We start from the raw sequence: 14,824 nt of genomic DNA, 5'->3' as shown, positions 1-14,824 counted from the left end.
TCCGCAAATTGTTCAACGACGAGACGCAAAATATTGCGTCTCTACTTCGTTTTAAGCCGCCCCCATCTACCCACTCCTACTGCACCGACAGTCGGAAGGCGGCGGGCGTGAAGCCGGTTTTGCTTTTGAACAGGCGGGTGAAATACTGCGGATACTCGAAGCCCAGCTGGTAGGCCGTTTCGTTCACGGACAGCGACGTACTGAGCAGCAGCTGTTTGGCTTTCTCGATGAGCGTCTGGTGGATGTGCTGCTGGGTGCTCTGGCCGGTGAGGGTGCGCAGCATATCGCCGAGGTAGGCCGGCGACACGTGCAGGGCGTCGGCGAAGTGCTGCACGGTGGGCAGGGGCCGCTCGGCGCTTTGCTCGAAGTAGTGGTGCAGCTCCTGCTCGAAGCGGGAAAGCAGGTCGTGCTCGGCGGTGCGGCGCGTGAGGAACTGCCGGTGGTAAAAGCGGTTGGCGTAGCTCAGCAGCACGTCGAGCTGGGCCACCAGCACGTCCTGGCTGAACGTGTCAATCGGCTGCTCGTGCTCGGCGCGAATGGTGTCTATCAGCCCTTCCAGCAGCTGCTCCTCGCGGGCCGAGAGGTGCAAAGCCTCGCTCACCTGGTAGGAGAAAAAGTTGTAGCCCAGGATCTTCCGGCCCAGCGGGTGCCGCAGCAGCAGGTCCGGGTGAAACACCAGCATCCAGCCCTCCAGCTCCGACAAATCCACCGACGGGTCGCTGGCGCACACCTGGCCGGGGGCGTAGAAGGCCAGCACGCCCTCACTGAAATCGTAGGTGCGGTGCCCGTACTGCAACCGGCCCTTGAGCCCCTTTTTCAGGGTGATGATGTAGAGCTGCCGCAGGGCCGGCCCCGTCACGGGCGGGTTGCGGTGCTGCCCCAGATCAATCACCGACAGCAGCGGATGCACCGGCGGCGGAAACCCGAAGTGCTGGGCAAAGTCGCTCACCGAAGCAAGCAGGCGGAATGGCGGGGCGGCTGGTTTCATAACAGGAGAACAGGGAAAGAGCAAGATAGGTCGACCGACATGATGTAGAGACGCGACACTTCGCGTCTCGCAGTTGAACGGCCGGTACTGCGCAGGACAAACAACCTCAGCAACGAGGAGACGCGAAGTGTCGCGTCTCTACATCGTGCCCGACTCTATCCGAAAAGCCACCGACGATAATCAGAACGTCATGCGGAGCCTGCCGAAGCATCTCGCGTGCTGATGTTGTAGGAGTAATCCGGCGTCAGCACGCGAGATGCTTCGGCAAGCTCCGCATGACGTTCTTTTATAATTCAGCCGACTTCCGCACAGCTTTAATGTCAGCAACGACGAGACGCAAAATATTGCGTCTCTACATCCATCCGGACCTTAGAAACCAGCCGGATACGCTGCGCCGACCGCACCACCGACCGGCATAATGGCTTCCAGCTCGGCCAGCTCCTGGGGGCTGAGGGTCAGGTGGGTTGCGGCTACGTTTTGCTCCAGATACTTGCGGCGCTTGGTGCCCGGAATGACCACCACGCCCTGGGCCAGCACCCAGGCCAGCGCCAGCTGCGCCGAGGTTACGCCCTTGGCTGCGGCCAGCGTTTCGAGCTTCTGCACCAGCTCCAGGTTCTTGTAGAAATTCTCGCCCTGGAAGCGCGGGAAAATCCGGCGCGAGTCGCTGGCCTCGAAATCATCGGGGCTCTTGATGTCGCCCGACAGAAAGCCCCGGCCCAGCGGCGAGTAGGCCACGAACCCGATGCCCAGCTCCCGCGCCGCCTGCAAGGCACCGGTTTCCTCCACGCCCCGGTCGAAGAGCGAATATTCCGTTTGCAAGGCTGTAATCGGGTGTACGGCGTGGGCCCGACGCAACGCCTCCACCGGCGTTTCCGACACGCCCAGGTAGCACACCTTGCCTTCCTCCACAAAGCGGCTCATCTCCCCGATGCTATCCTCGATGGGCACCTGCGGGTCTTGGCGGTGCAGGTAGTAGAGGTCCACGTAGTCGGTGCCAAGGTTGCGCAGGGAGCGTTCCAGAGACTTGCGGGCGTAGGCCGGGTGGCCGTTGAGCTGGCCGGTGAAGGTGCCACTGTCATCGACTTCAAAGCCGAACTTGGTGGCCAGAATAACATCGGGGCGGCGGCCGGCAATGGCGCGGCCGATCAGCTGCTCGTTCAGAAGTGGGCCGTAGAGGTCGGCCGTGTCCAGCAGATTCACGCCCAGCTCCAGGGCGCGGTGCAGGGTGGCCAGGCTTTCCTGCTCGTCGGCCTCGCCGTACACGCTCATGCCGCCGACGCCGCTGGTCATGCCCATGCAGCCGAGGCCTTCGACTGGCACTTCCAAACCCTGGCTGCCCAGGGGTACTCGTTTGAGGTTGCTCATCGTAACGGAGTCGTAAAAGGGTGACGTATTTTCCGTTACAAAGGTCATTTGCCGCCGCCCTACCGGAGCTACACAAACCCGCGCATCTGCAATACAAACCGACGCAAGGCAGCGGGCAAATCAATTTTCCACTGCCCGGTATCTTTCCGGATATTCCTTCTTTCTTTGCCGGCCTCTCCATCCTGCTACGCATGCTCCTTTCTACGCTGTTTTCTCGCCCGGCCGCCTGGGCCGTGCTGTTTTCCCTCACAACGCTCATGGCCTGCGGCTCTGAAGACGAGAAGGACGAGCCGGCCCCGCTGCCCGGCCGCTGGCAGCTGGTGACCCAGCACAGCATCAACACCGATGCCAGCACGGGCCAGACCCTCACCGAGCAGCACCAGCCCGGCACTACCGGCGACTACCTGAACGTTTCGGCCAGCACCTTCGAGGAGTACCGGGGCAGCCAGCTCAATTTCACGGCTCCCTACACCTACGCTGGCTCCACCATCAGCATGCAAGGCACCAACCCACGCACCGACCTCTCGCGGGAAGTGCGGGAGCTGACCAGCCGCAAACTGGTGCTGTACTACCAGCTCCCGGCCATCGTCATGAACCAGAAGGTTACGATTGAGGCTACGTATTCGCGCTAGGGCTTAGGCCTGGGGCAGATTACTCTACTTGTTATGAAGCACTTTTTGCTGTTTACCGGCCTGCTACTAGTGAGTTGCCAGGAGGCCGCAAAACAGCCTGCATCAGCTGCTTCCGCGGTTAAGGCAAGCTCAAACCCACCCAAGCAGTACCCAATCTACACGCCCGATACGGCCGCAATTCTTACCAATCAAAACCTTACACAGCTTCTGGCCGCCGTCATGCGTGACAGCGTGGTCGAACACCGAAAAGCCAATGCCATTCCACCCGTTATTTCCGCCTTCCTGCACCAAAACGACAGCCTGTATAACGAGCCGTTTGCCGTAGCTGATTACGGACAGCGTTTCAATGCAGGCTGTACGGCTGAAAAAGGATTACCCGGGCGGCAGTTACGTTATTTAGGAGTAGGCCAAAGCACATGTCTGCTGGCCTACGACGTGGGCGGCGTGGGCGTATTCACCAGAGTACTCTTGTTCGAATTCAGGCACGACAGCATAGTGGGTTATTGGACAGGTATTCTGGGAAATCAGTCGGCCGACAAACTCGGCATCGTCAACCAACTACTTCATTCCCGGGATGCGCCCTGGCGTCGTTACTCCGGGCATCGGCTGATGCTCTAAATGGCCATTTCCCCCTCCACCCCCGCCCGCAACTCCGGCCAGAACTCCTGAAAATCCGCCTCGTACGCCGGCAGCTCCGCCAGAAACGCGGCGGCGCCGGTAGCCAGCACGGCGGCGGCGGGCACGCGGCGGCTCAGGCCCAGCAAAGCGCGGTGCAGGCCTTCGGGGTGGGCGTAACCGGTTAGCCAGTCGTGCTGACGCATGTAGTGCAGCATTTCCTGGAGGCGCTCCGGCAGCTCGTGGCGGCGCTGGTGCAGCAGCTGGTACTGACGCTGCGCAAACTCGGGCAGCGGCTCCTGGGGGTGGTAGTGGGCAAAGTCGCGGGCCAGTAGGTGGTCGAAACCGACGTCGGATACCACGCCGGCCCACTTGCCCAGACCGGCGGCGCGCAGGCGGGCAGTGGTGCGGCGCACGACGGGGTGCGTGTCGGTGAACGAGTCGATGAAGCGGTGCAGGCGGATGCCGCGCTGCACGGTTTCGGGGTAGGTCAGCAGGCCGGCGCGGCCCCGCACGGCCTCGGCCGCGAAGTTGCCGATGACGAGGTCCTCGTAGTCGGGAGTGGTGGCGGGGGAGCCGGAAAGCAGCAGGTGGGCGAGGAAATTCATGCGGTTCGGAAGTACGGTAAAATTGGGGCATCGGACCGGGCCGACTCAACCCGCAGCCGCGCCCGGCCGTACTAGCCAACAGGCTGGCCCGGTAATCGGCCGCCTTTCCGCTGAATTTTCTATCCCAACTCCGCCTCCCATGTCAACCCAGACCAACGTTACCAACGACCTGTCCACCCTGCTCGAAAAAATCAAGGACGTGCGCATTGCCATGCTCACCACCCAGGATGAGGACGGCAGCCTGCGCAGCCGCCCCATGTACACCCAGAAACCCGACGGCAGCAGCGCCCTGGTGTTCCTAACTGATAAAGACTCGGCCAAGGTGTACGAAGTAAAAAAAGACAGCCACGTGAACCTGAGCTACGGCAAGCCCGACGACAACGTGTACGTGTCGGTATCGGGCCGCGCCAATGCCTACCGCGACCAGGCCGAAATCGACAAGCTCTGGAGCGAGCCGATGCGCGCCTGGTTCCCCAAAGGCAAGGACGACGAGAGCATCTACATCCTGAAAGTGGAAATCGAGAAGGGCGAGTACTGGGACACCCCCAGCAGCCTCATTACCCAAGCCGTAGCTTACGTGAAAGCCCTGGCCACCGGCGAGCGGAGCACCTCCGACGACGTAAACGAGCACGCCAAAGTAGAAGTAAAGTAGGTTTCGCCTGCTGCTATTGAGAAGGGCCCGGAAGCAATTCCGGGCCTTTTTTGTTGTTTTGACAGTGCAACTAGCGCTAGAAACTAGTTCCCCTCCTTGGAAAGGAGGGGTTAGGGGTGGTTGATTCGTTGAACGACCCGCCAGCTTCTAACGCTAATAATAGTTCTGAAAGCATCAACCACCCCTAGCCCCTCCTTTCCAAGGAGGGGAACTAGCATTTCTAACTCCAGCTCCGCCCCTTGCCTCTCACCACCCTTTCCATCCTCACCCTCCTGCCCAACCAACGGCGTTGGGGCTTTGCGCAGATGGGCACGGCCCAGCGGCCCTTGCAGCGCGTGCCGGGGCTGCGGTTTCAGAAACTGCTGGGCAGCGGCGCGGGCGGCTTCGGGGCCCTGCCCAACCTGCACCGCTACGGCTTCATGGCCGTGTGGGACGACGAGCAGGCGGCCCGGGCGTTCCTCGACAAGCACCCACTGTGGCAGCAATACCGGCAGCGCACCTCGGAAATCTGGACGGCCGAGCTGGCTCCCCTCAAGTCGCACGGCCTCTGGGATGGGGTGAACCCGTTCGATTACGCAAACGAAACCGGCGCGGCCGATGGACCGATGATGGTGCTCACGCGGGCCTCCATCCGACTACGCAAAACGCCGCGCTTCTGGCGCTACGTGGCTCCGGTGAGTGCCTCTATTGCCGACGCGCCGGGCGTGCGCGCCGCCATCGGGCTGGGCGAACTGCCGGTGGTGCGCCAGGCCACCGTAAGCCTCTGGGACTCGGCTCAGGCCATGCAGGACTACGCCTACCGCAGCCCCAAGCACAAGGAAGTTATCCGCCTCACCCGCCAGGAAGACTGGTATGGCGAGGAGCTGTTCGCCCGCTTCCGGGTGTTGCGCACCGCAGGCACCTGGGACGGCGTGGCCCGGTAAACAGTGTGCTAAAGCCCGTCATGCTCATCTATCGGCTACGCTTTGGCTCTTTCCGGGCCGCAGGCTGCACGCGCACGGCGGGCAACGCCACTTTAGGCGCGGCCCGGCGCACGGGCGTCAGCAGTAGCTGCACCTGCGGGCGGTTGGTGCGGGCCCGCAGCCACTGGGCCAGCCGCTGCCGCTCCGGTGCCGGTACTGTGTCGCGGATTTCGGCGCTGACCACCAGCACGGTATCGGCGGGCAGCGAGTCGCGGGGGATGGCGGGGCGGGGCAGCACCGTGAGGGCCAGGCGGCGCACGGCGGGATGCTCCACCTGCACCTCGCGCAGCAGGGCCTCGGGGGCGGGCAACGCGGTGCGGGCGGCTACTACCAGCTGCTGCATGCGGTTCAGCTCCACCTCGTAGCGGCTCTGGGCCTGGCTCTGGCGGGCGCGCACGTCTTCCAGCAGGCTCTGGCGCAACGTCTGGGCATCCAAGGAATCGTAGGCCTGCAAACCCTGGCGCACCACCAGCGCGGTGCCGCCGAGGCGGTAGCGGCTCAGCTCCCGTCGGGCCGCACCCAGCCGCGTGGTATCCACGGGGCGGCCCACCAGCAGCACGTTGATGGCGCGCTGCCGGGGGTCAATCTGCCGCGTTACCACGTAGGTACCCGCGAAATTCAGCTCCTTGGCCACAAATTCCTCAGCGGCGTGGGCGTACACCGAGCGCTCTACAATGCGGTAGCCCAGCCACACGCTGGGGCCGGCCACCACCACGGCCGCCGCCAGCATCAGGCGGCGCACCCGCCGCGCCTGGGTTTCATCCTGAAACCGGTGGGCCGGCAGCCCCAGAAACCGAATCACCAGAAAAGCGGCCAGCGTGATGAACACGCAGTTGATGGAAAACAAGTAGAACGCGCCCAACGCGTACTCCCAGTGGCCCGAGGCCAGCCCGTAGCCGGCCGTGCAGAGCGGCGGCATGAGGGCCGTGGCAATGGCCACGCCGGGAATGACGTTGCTTTTCTCGCGGCGTGTGAGGCCCACGGCCCCGGCCAGCCCCCCAAACAGGGCAATGAGCACGTCCCAGATGGTGGGTTCGGTGCGGGCCAGCAGCTCCGACTGCGCCCCGCTCAGGGGCGTCAGCAGAAAGTACACCGTGGACGTAATCAGGCTGATGACCACCGCCAGACCCAGGTTTTTCACGGCCCGCCGCAGCAGGTCGGGGTTGTTGGTGGCGGCACTGTACCCCACGCTCACCAGCGGCCCCATCAGCGGCGAAATCAGCATGGCCCCGATGATAACGGCCGTGGAATTGACGTTGAGCCCCACCGAGGCAATGAGGATGGCGAAAATCAGCACCCACAGGTTGGTCCCCCGAAACGAAACGCCCGACTCCACGCTCTCCTCGATGACGTCCGGGTCGGCAGTATCGTCGCGCAAATCAAAGCGCTGGCGCAGGAAACGCAGCAACAGGGCGGGGTATTCCATCAGGGGCATAGGCGGGCGGGGTTGGGCAGAGGGTTCGGAGTGCTTACGGTGGCGTGGCGCGGGCGTTGGCTGAAGCACATCGGACTTCACTAGCCCAGGGTTTAAACCCTGGGCTACGGAGCGGGTGCCGCAGCACGATTCAACTGGCGAACAGAACGGTGTAGAGACGCGACACTTCGCGTCTCCCCATTGAACGAGCCGGAACCGCACCGTTCATCTAAACAACGTCAGCAACGACGAGACGCGAAGTGTCGCGTCTCTACATCGTTCCGGTGCCCTCGTCAAGGACGGAAGGCCTTCCGCATTCCCAAAAGTCGCCCTAGGCAAGGACGGAAGCACTTCCGCATTCCTAAAAGCTGCCCTAGGCAAGGACGGAAGCATTTCCACATTCCCAAAAGCCGCCCTAGGCAAGGACGGAAGCACTTCCGGACTTCCAAAAGCCGCCCTAGGCAAGGACGGAAGCACTTCCGGAATCCCAGAAGCCGCCCTAGGCTAGGCAGGAGGCACTTCCAGACTTCCGGAAGTGCTTCCGGGCAACTCCGGACGGGTAGTAGCGCGAACTTTGTAGTTCGCGCCCTTGCGCCGTTTGCAGCCCCCCGAACGGCGCAAGGGCGCGAACTGCAAAGTTCGCGCTACGGTCCGCCTATCGGCCCCAAACGAAGAAGGCGGCGTTTTCCCGGCAATTCCGCGTAATTTCGCCCGTTCCGATTCATTGCATACCCGACTGCCCATGCCCGGCTACCATCCCCAGGATATTGAGAAAAAGTGGCAAGCCCACTGGAAAGATCAGCAGACTTTCCGGGCCGATAACGCCTCCGACAAGCCCAAATACTACGTGCTCGACATGTTCCCGTACCCCAGCGGGGCGGGGCTGCACGTGGGCCATCCGCTGGGCTACATTGCCTCCGATATCGTGTCGCGCTACAAGCGCCTGCGCGGCTTCAACGTGCTGCATCCGATGGGTTTCGACTCGTTTGGCCTGCCCGCCGAGCAGTACGCCATCCAGACCGGCCAGCACCCGGCCCTGACCACCGAGCAGAACATCGACACCTACATCCGCCAGCTCAACTCCCTGGGCTTCAGCTACGACTGGAGCCGCGAGGTGCGCACCTCCGACCCGGCGTATTACAAATGGACGCAGTGGATTTTCCTCAAGCTGTTCAATAGCTGGTACAACCTCGACACCAACAAGGCCGAGCCGCTGAAAACGCTGCTGGAGAAGTTCGAGCAGAACGGCAGCGAAGGAATCCGCGCCGCCGGCGACGACGAGGAGCGCCACAGCTTCACGGCGGGCCAGTGGAAGCTGTTCTCGGAAAAGCAGCGTTTGCAGGCCGTACACCCCTACCGCCTGGCCTATCAGCAGGACACCTACGTGAACTGGTGCCCCGGCCTGGGCACGGTGCTCTCGAATGACGAAGTAAAAGACGGCCTCTCGGAGCGCGGCGGCTTCCCCGTGGAGCGCCGCCTGATGCCCCAGTGGAACCTGCGCATCACCGCCTACGCCGACCGCCTCCTCCAGGGCCTCGACACCCTCGACTGGCCCGACGCCGTGAAGGAAATGCAGCGCAACTGGATCGGCAAAAGCATCGGGGCCGAAGTCACGTTCCAGGTCCAGGACCACGAGCAGGCACAAATCAAGGTCTATACGACGCGGGTTGACACCATTTACGGCGCTACGTTCCTGGTGCTGGCGCCCGAGCATGAGTTGGTGAAGGAGTTGACCACGCCGGGGCAGCAGGTGGAAATCCAGGACTACATCGACGCCACCAAGCGCCGCTCGGAGCGCGACCGGATGGCCGACACCAAAACAGTTTCCGGCGCCTTCACCGGCTCCTACGCCCTCAACCCGTTCAGCAACGAGCCCATCCAGATCTGGATTGCCGATTACGTGCTTGCCGGCTACGGCACCGGCGCGGTAATGGCCGTACCCTCGGGCGACCAGCGCGACTACGTATTCGCCAAGCACTTCAACCTACCCATCACGCAGGTGGTGGATGCGCAGCAGATTGACGAGCAGGCCGACCCCACCAAGGACGGCCTCTACCTGCACGGCCTCATCAAGGGCCAGAACTACAAGCAGGCCACCCAAACCCTGATTGGGGAGCTGGAGCAGCGCGGCATCGGCAAGGGCAAAACCAACTTCCGCATCCGCGACGCCATCTTCGGCCGCCAGCGCTACTGGGGCGAGCCCATCCCGATTTACTATAAGGAAGGTACCGCCTACGGCGTGGCCGAAGCCGACTTGCCCCTGGTACTCCCGGAAATCGACGAGTACAAGCCCACCGAAACCGGCGAGCCGCCCCTGGGCCGCGCCAAGGACTGGAAATACAAGGGCCTCTACGAGTACGAGCTGAGCACCATGCCCGGCTGGGCCGGCTCCAGCTGGTACTACCTCCGCTACATGGACCCGCAGAATACCGGCCGTTTCGTGGGCGAGGAAGCCGAGCAGTATTGGCAGCAGGTGGATTTATATATGGGTGGCGCAGAGCATGCTACGGGCCACCTGCTCTACTCCCGCTTCTGGCACCTGTTCCTGAAAGACCTCGGCGTGGTATCGGCCCCCGAGCCCTTCCAGAAGCTCATCAACCAAGGCATGATCCTGGGCCGCTCGAACTTCGTGTACCGGATGAATATCAATTGGCTGATTGGACGTGTAGACGGCACAAGTATGGCCTTTGATAACAACAAGGAAAAAGTAGCCTTTCCAACTCTATTTGTGTCTAAATCACTATTTGATGTTTTATCGAATTCTTTAGAAGAGGAAAGACCATCTGCGGTTATCAAGCTTGAGGAAAAATTAGCTGAGTTGGAGCAAAAATTAAGTGCTAAGCATCCTGCTTATAAAGTTGAAGTGCATACTTATTTCTTAGGCATGCCAGATAGCTTCACACCTCTCCATGTCGACGTGAATATGGTAGAGAATGATATTTTGGATATTGAAGCCTTCAAAAACTGGCGCGAGGAGTACGCCACGGCTGAGTTCGTCCTCGAAGAAAACGGCACCTACATAGTGGGCGTGGAAGTCGAGAAGATGTCGAAGTCGAAGTACAACGTGGTGAACCCCGACACGCTGATTGAGCGGTACGGCGCCGATGCGCTGCGTCTGTACGAAATGTTCCTCGGGCCGCTGGAGCAGTTCAAGCCCTGGAACACCAACGGCATGAGCGGCGTGGCGGGCTTCCTCAAGAAGCTCTGGCGCCTCTACCACCCCCAGGACGGCACCTTCGCCGTAACCGACGAGGCCGCGACGCCCCAGGAGCTGAAGGCCCTGCACAAGGCCATCAAGAAAGTGGAAGAGGACATCGAGAAGTTCTCATTCAACACCACCGTCAGCGCCCTGATGATTACGGTGAACGAGCTAACGGCCCTCGACTGCCACAAGCGCGCCATACTGGAGCCGCTGGTGCTGCTGCTCTCCCCCTACGCCCCCCACCTCGCCGAGGAGCTGTGGCAGCAGCTCGGCCACCCGGCCGGCAGCATCAGCCACGCCCAGTACCCCGAGTTCCGGGAGGAGTATCTGGTGGAAGACACCGTGAACTACCCCGTGGCTATCAACGGCAAGGTGCGCGAGACGCTGCAGTTCCCCGCCACCGCCACCGCCCAGGACATCGAAGCCGCCGTGCGCGCCTCCGACTTCCTGCCCCGCTTCGCTGAAGGCAAGGAGCCCAAGAAGTTCATCGTCGTGCCCGGCCGCATGGTGAACGTTGTGGTGTAGTTTTAGCCGTTAACCAGTAGCAAAAAGGCCCGCCGGATGAATCCGGCGGGCCTTTTTGCTTTACTAGGAACGTCATGCTGAGCATGTGGCGTATCAAGCCAGGGTGCGCAGCCGCAGTCGAAGCATCTCTACCGCTGGCTAATCAACCTGATTATACCGATTACCGCTCCATAGCCCAGGGTTTAAACCCTGGGCTACTAAACCGCCCAAACGAAGCGGTAGAGATGCTTCGACAAGCGGACGCCAGATGAAGCATGACGGTTACTTTGGCAACGTCAGCACGCGAGATTCCTCGCTGCACTCGGAATGACATTCTGGTGGCGCCGTGCTGGCAGCAATACCCTAATACGCCGCCGTGAACCGCTGGCGGCTGTGTTTGGGCTGCTCTACTTCATCCAAAATCACCACGGCCAGGTCTTCGCCCGAGAGGATGCTGCGGCCTTCGGCGTTGAAGACCGGGCTTTCGGTACCGAGGCGGTAATGGCCGGTGCGGCCGGTGTCGATGCCGGGGTGCATTTCGATGGCGGGGCTGATGAACGTCCAGTCGAGGGTGTTGTTCGTTTTCAGCTCATTATGGTAGTCGCGGGCGGCCTGGGCACCGGGCTTGATGTCGGCGGGGAAGTCCGGGCCGTCGACCAGCTGCTGGCCGTTGATATAGAGGCTGCCGGCTCCGCCAATGGCCACCAGCCGCGCCACGCCCGACTGTACGGTGGCCGCTTCGATGGCGCGAGAGCCTTCCAGAAAGTCGTGGTAGAGGTTGGGGTTGGTCCAGCCCGCGCTGAAGGCGTTGATCACCACGTCGTGGCCGGCCAGCTGGCGGGCAGTTTCCTCGACGCGGGTTACGTCGCCGGTTACTACAGTCAGGTGGTCGGAGGTTTGGGTGAGCTTGGCGGGGTCGCGCACGAGGGCGGTTACGTGGTGGCCGCGCTGCAAGGCTTCGGCCAGGATGCGGGAGCCAACAAAGCCAGTGGCACCGATGAGGGCAATTTTCATGGCAGTAAAGGGTAAAGTGAAGATAAAAAGAAACACGTTGTAACCAACACGGTTACAATCGGGCGCAAAAAAAAATCAGGCAATAAGGGCTTTGGCCGCAATGTCGGTGGTGACCTGTTGCAGGGTGGTGTGGGCCAGCACCTGCTCCAGGGCCGTCTGGGCGCGCTGCAGCGTGTCGTCCAGCGCCGACTGAATGTGGCGGCCCACCAGGCAGGCCGGGTTGGGCTTGTCGTGGACGCTGAACAGCTGGCCTTCCTCCACCACTTCCACCGCCCGGTACACCTCCAGCAGCGTGATGGTGGCCGGTTGGCGCGTCAGGAACGTGCCGCCCGAAGCCGGCCGCACTTCCACCAGCCCGGCCTTCTTGAGCTGCCCCAGAATCCGCCGAATCACCACCGGATTGGTGTTCACGCTGCCCGCCATGCGCTCCGAAGTCAACAGCACGCCATCCTGCTCCGGCAAAGCCAGCAGGGAAAGCACGTGTACGGCGACGGAAAAACGGCTGCTGATCTGCACGGGGAAAGAGGAAAGCGGGAATTCAGAAAAACAAAGGTAGCATTGTAACTACCTTTGTTACAAATTGGTTTTCGGGCGCTGATTTCATCCCGTAGCCCAACTCTCTGCCGGCCACCCCCGGCCCCTCCGCCCCGCCCCATGATCATCCGTCCGAAGTACAACTGGTTCCGCATGCTGTTCGTGTGGCACGGTTCGGTGCTGCCCCAGATTCTGCCTCGCTTGCTGCTGCTGCTGCTCGTCTCGACGGCCGTTACGTATTTCCACGGCACTATTTTCCAGTACCACGTGCCGCTCACGGCGGCGCCGTTCAGCCTGTTTGGGGTGTCGTTGGCCATCTTCCTGGGCTTCTATAATTCCGTCAGCTACGACCGGTTCTGGGAGGGCCGCAAGCTCTGGGGCGCCCTGCTCAACGACACCCGCTCGCTGGCCCGGCAGGCGCTTACGCTCAGCGGCTACCCGCCCGATGCGCCGCAGGTGCAGCACTTCGTGCGCCTGCTCATCGCCTTCTCGCACGCGCTCCGCCACCAGCTGCGCCACACCAGTCCGACCGCCGACCTGCACCGCCTGCTGCCGCCCGAACTGGCCGCCACGGTGCAGCAGGCCCGGTTTCAGCCGGTACTGCTGCTGCGCGAAATGGGCCACTGGCTCCGGCAGGCCCGCGCCACCGGCCACCTCGACTCAACCACCCAGCTGGCCTTCGACCGCAACCTCAATCAGCTCTCCGACATCGTGGGGGGCTGCGAGCGGCTGGCCAACACGCCCGTGCCCTACACCTACGGCGTGCTGCTGCACCGCACCGTGTACCTGTACTGCTTCCTGCTCCCGTTCGGGCTGGTGGAAACCAGCGGCTGGGCCACGCCCCTGATTGTGGTGTACATCGGCTACACGTTTATGGCGCTGGATGCCATCATCGGCGAAATCGAGGAGCCGTTTGGCCTGGAAGACAACGACCTGCCCCTCAACGCCCTGAGCACGACCATCGAGGCCAGCCTGCGCGAGCTGGCCGACCTGCCGGCCCTGCCCCCCGCGCCGCGCCGCCCCGGCTACATCGTCGATTAAGCAAGCCGTAACACGTTCCCAAAACCGCAGCACCGGCCGTTTAGCAGGCAGTGAACTGGGCGGGCAGCGTAGCCGGCTACTGCTCGGCGGCGGCCAGCTCATCGCGCTGCTTTTTGGGCAGGGAGGCGCACACCAGGTCGTAGGAATGGTCGATCAGCTCGCGCAGCTGCCGTTCCGGCGCGCCCGTCCCGATGAGCACCGTGTTCCAGTGCTTCTTGTTCATGTGGTAGCCGGGCAGCACGTAGTCGTGCTGCTCGCGCAGCTCCTGGGCCCGCTCGGGGTCACATTTCAGGTTGATGCTACCGAAGGTTTCGATGTCGGTGAGGGCAAATACTTTGCCGCCAACTTTGAACACCAGCGTTTCGGGGCCGAAGGGCGTTTCTTCAGTCACGCCGGCTTTGAGCAGGCAATAGTCGCGGAAGTCTTCGATGTTCATGCGGCTAAGCTACCGGTTTTGGCAGATTCGGCGGGCCTTCGCGCGCAGGGCAGGATGCTGCACAAAATCCGGTCAGATCAGCAGCTCAACAATAACCCACTGGAACAGAAGCCGGTATAGCCAGTCAAATTTCTCCGCTCAATCCCCTCGCCAACCACCATGCTGCACCGCCTCACTCCTACTAAACCCCACTTTTCCCTGTTTGCCGGCAGCCTGCTGCTGGCCCTGGGCCTCGGCAGCTGCGGCATCTCCGAACAGGTGCAACAGGCCAAAGCCTTCAAAGACACCCAGATCCGGCTGGCGTCGGTGGAGCAGGCCACCGTGGCCGGCATCGACGTGACCCAGATCCGGCGCCCCGGCGACCTGAGCACCATCGATAAGGCCCGGCTGGCTACCGCCTACGCCACCGGCAACCTGCCGCTGCGCATGCGCGTGAATCTGGAAATCCGCAACCCCAACGACGAAACCGCCGCCCTCAACGAGCTGGACTACATTGCCCTCATCGATGGCAAGCAGGTAGCCACCGGCCGCTCCACCGAGCGTATCGAAGTGGCGCCCAACGGCACCGCGCTGGCCCCCGTCACGCTGGAAAGCAATCTGCGCGAAGCCGTGGGGGAACAGTCCGGGGAGGCGCTGGCCGACCTGGTGCTGGGTCTGGCCGACCGTGACCGGCAGCCCGTGCGCCTGACGATGCGCATCCGGCCCACGTTTATTACCAGCAGCGGCCGCCGCATCGCGCCCGCCGGCTACATCACTGTAGACAAGGATTTCACGGCCAATCAGGTGCTCGACGCCATCGACAAGCGCGACTCGCTGAAAACGCGCCCCTAGCCACGCCAGCCCTAATTACAACGGCC

The 14,824-nt window shown here is 62.4% G+C and carries 14 protein-coding genes; 7 read left to right on the top strand and 7 right to left on the bottom strand.

Translation table 11 applies throughout. The annotated features are described in order from the left end of the window. Positions 1-76: 76 nt before the first annotated feature. Entirely contained in the window at positions 77-988 is a 912-nt protein-coding gene (locus EI293_RS09570; protein ID WP_125436936.1) for a helix-turn-helix domain-containing protein, read from the bottom strand. Between the two features lie 369 nt (positions 989-1,357). Continuing rightward, positions 1,358-2,353, bottom strand: coding sequence for an aldo/keto reductase (locus tag EI293_RS09565; protein ID WP_125436934.1), 996 nt, complete (start codon positions 2,351-2,353; stop codon positions 1,358-1,360). A gap of 191 nt (positions 2,354-2,544) precedes the next feature. Here EI293_RS09565 and EI293_RS09560 point away from each other — a divergent pair, with 191 nt between their 5' ends. Together EI293_RS09560 and EI293_RS09555 are read left to right on the top strand one after the other, a co-directional pair. Beyond that, entirely contained in the window at positions 2,545-2,985 is a 441-nt protein-coding gene (locus EI293_RS09560; RefSeq protein ID WP_125436932.1) for a hypothetical protein, read from the top strand. A 33-nt stretch (positions 2,986-3,018) separates the two neighbouring features. Then, a complete protein-coding gene (locus EI293_RS09555; protein ID WP_125436930.1) occupies positions 3,019-3,603 on the top strand; it encodes a hypothetical protein in 585 nt (194 codons plus the stop codon). On the opposite strand, the gene EI293_RS09550 is transcribed toward EI293_RS09555, so the two are convergent. Further along, a complete protein-coding gene (locus EI293_RS09550; protein WP_125436928.1) occupies positions 3,600-4,208 on the bottom strand; it encodes an acyl carrier protein phosphodiesterase in 609 nt (202 codons plus the stop codon). The genes EI293_RS09555 and EI293_RS09550 overlap by 4 nt on opposite strands. A gap of 139 nt (positions 4,209-4,347) precedes the next feature. Here EI293_RS09550 and EI293_RS09545 point away from each other — a divergent pair, with 139 nt between their 5' ends. Both EI293_RS09545 and EI293_RS09540 read left to right on the top strand, forming a co-directional pair. After that, positions 4,348-4,860 (top strand): pyridoxamine 5'-phosphate oxidase family protein, encoded by a 513-nt coding sequence (locus tag EI293_RS09545; RefSeq protein ID WP_125436926.1) that lies wholly within the window; start codon positions 4,348-4,350, stop codon positions 4,858-4,860. Between the two features lie 239 nt (positions 4,861-5,099). Next, positions 5,100-5,783: a spheroidene monooxygenase gene (locus EI293_RS09540; protein ID WP_246010589.1), complete on the top strand. Its 684-nt coding sequence runs from the start codon at positions 5,100-5,102 to the stop codon at positions 5,781-5,783. 28 nt (positions 5,784-5,811) lie between these two features. Here the strand turns inward: EI293_RS09540 and EI293_RS09535 are convergent, their stop codons facing one another. Then, complete coding sequence (locus EI293_RS09535) at positions 5,812-7,257, bottom strand: TIGR00341 family protein (protein ID WP_125436924.1); 1,446 nt, start codon at positions 7,255-7,257, stop codon at positions 5,812-5,814. Positions 7,258-7,978: 721 nt separating this feature from the next. Here EI293_RS09535 and EI293_RS09530 point away from each other — a divergent pair. Continuing rightward, on the top strand, positions 7,979-10,963 hold the full coding sequence (locus EI293_RS09530) for a leucine--tRNA ligase (RefSeq protein WP_125436922.1): 2,985 nt from the start codon (positions 7,979-7,981) through the stop codon (positions 10,961-10,963). A gap of 342 nt (positions 10,964-11,305) precedes the next feature. Here the strand turns inward: EI293_RS09530 and EI293_RS09525 are convergent, their stop codons facing one another. Both EI293_RS09525 and EI293_RS09520 read right to left on the bottom strand, forming a co-directional pair. Continuing rightward, positions 11,306-11,956 (bottom strand): NAD(P)-dependent oxidoreductase, encoded by a 651-nt coding sequence (locus tag EI293_RS09525; protein ID WP_125436920.1) that lies wholly within the window; start codon positions 11,954-11,956, stop codon positions 11,306-11,308. A gap of 75 nt (positions 11,957-12,031) precedes the next feature. Next, complete coding sequence (locus EI293_RS09520) at positions 12,032-12,472, bottom strand: Rrf2 family transcriptional regulator (RefSeq protein ID WP_125436918.1); 441 nt, start codon at positions 12,470-12,472, stop codon at positions 12,032-12,034. Positions 12,473-12,610: 138 nt separating this feature from the next. On the opposite strand from EI293_RS09520, the gene EI293_RS09515 reads away from it, so the two are divergent. Continuing rightward, positions 12,611-13,531, top strand: a complete 921-nt coding sequence (locus EI293_RS09515) for a bestrophin family protein (protein WP_125436916.1) — start codon at positions 12,611-12,613, stop codon at positions 13,529-13,531. A 76-nt stretch (positions 13,532-13,607) separates the two neighbouring features. On the opposite strand, the gene EI293_RS09510 is transcribed toward EI293_RS09515, so the two are convergent. After that, a complete protein-coding gene (locus tag EI293_RS09510) occupies positions 13,608-13,967 on the bottom strand; it encodes an MmcQ/YjbR family DNA-binding protein (protein WP_125436914.1) in 360 nt (119 codons plus the stop codon). 159 nt (positions 13,968-14,126) lie between these two features. On the opposite strand from EI293_RS09510, the gene EI293_RS09505 reads away from it, so the two are divergent. Further along, entirely contained in the window at positions 14,127-14,798 is a 672-nt protein-coding gene (locus tag EI293_RS09505; RefSeq protein WP_125436912.1) for an LEA type 2 family protein, read from the top strand. Positions 14,799-14,824 lie beyond the last annotated feature (26 nt).

The sequence above is a fragment of the Hymenobacter perfusus genome, from assembly GCF_003944765.1.
GTDB lineage: Bacteria > Bacteroidota > Bacteroidia > Cytophagales > Hymenobacteraceae > Hymenobacter > Hymenobacter perfusus.
This window is presented reverse-complemented; position numbering and strand designations above follow the sequence as displayed.